Below are 900 nucleotides of genomic sequence, written 5' to 3'. Positions count from 1 at the left end.
AGCAGTTCCATTTTTTCCCAAAAATATAAAGGAATTGCTCCTCAATTAGTAAAAGATTTATTTGAATACGCTCGCGAAGAAGCTGAAGAACACAACGGAGCTATTATTTTCTTAGATGAATGTGAAACCATCTTTACTGATTTAAGTGGGTTAGAAGCTGGTTCAGAAGTCGCCAATGTCGTTAACCAATTTAAAACCGAAATGACATCTGTTGACAATAACCCTCAAAAACCTATCTTTATTATAGGCGCAACAAACCACATCGACCAAATTGATGAAGCTATCAAATCAAGATTCACTTATAATATCGAAGTTAAACCAGGTAATAAAGAAGAAAGAAAAGCCTTCTTAGAATTCTTAATTAACAAAAGAAAAAATCCTTACAGTGAAGAAACCAAACAATATTTATATGAAGTAATTAATGAAGCTTTAGAAAGATTACCAGTTAATCCAGTTAATCAAGAATTTAAAAAAGCCAACCGTACTTTAGAAAACCTCTTAAAAACAACAGTAACAATCTTCGCTAAAAACCGAGGAACTGGCGAAACTAGAAGAAAAGAAATCAACCAAGAAGACTTAAAACAAGCTTATAAAATGATCATTTCTCAAGATGATGCCATCTTAAACACTATCGAACAAGAAATCAAAGAGAAAGGAGGTAAATAATTATGTTATCGCCATTAGACCTAATTAAAACTTATCTAACCTTTAAATCTTATTTCCCTTGGTTTTTAATGGCTGCCGCCATCTTCGGCATTTTCTTTTTCTTTAAAAACAAACTTTCTGCCACTCAAACACACAACACAACAACATGGAAAGGCTATTTAATTTCCTTTTTAATTATCCTCGGACTTTTAAGCTTCATTTACTTATGCTTCTTTAAAAAACAAAAGAACCATC

The 900-nt window shown here is 31.9% G+C and carries 1 protein-coding gene and 1 pseudogene; both read left to right on the top strand.

Annotation, left to right across the window (positions count from 1 at the left end; all coding sequences use genetic code 11):
- Positions 1-666 (top strand): ATP-binding protein (locus tag ON17_RS02060; protein ID WP_017191833.1); only part of this gene is annotated, 666 nt, incomplete at its 5' end.
- Positions 667-668: 2 nt separating this feature from the next.
- A pseudogene (locus ON17_RS02055) lies at positions 669-900 on the top strand (DNA double-strand break repair rad50 ATPase); the annotation flags it as partial.

The sequence above is a fragment of the Poinsettia branch-inducing phytoplasma str. JR1 genome (genome assembly GCF_000309465.1).
Taxonomy (GTDB): Bacteria; Bacillota_I; Bacilli_A; order Acholeplasmatales; family Acholeplasmataceae; genus Phytoplasma; species Phytoplasma pruni.
The sequence above is the reverse complement of the archived record's forward strand: the minus strand, read 5'-3'. Positions and strand labels throughout refer to the sequence as shown.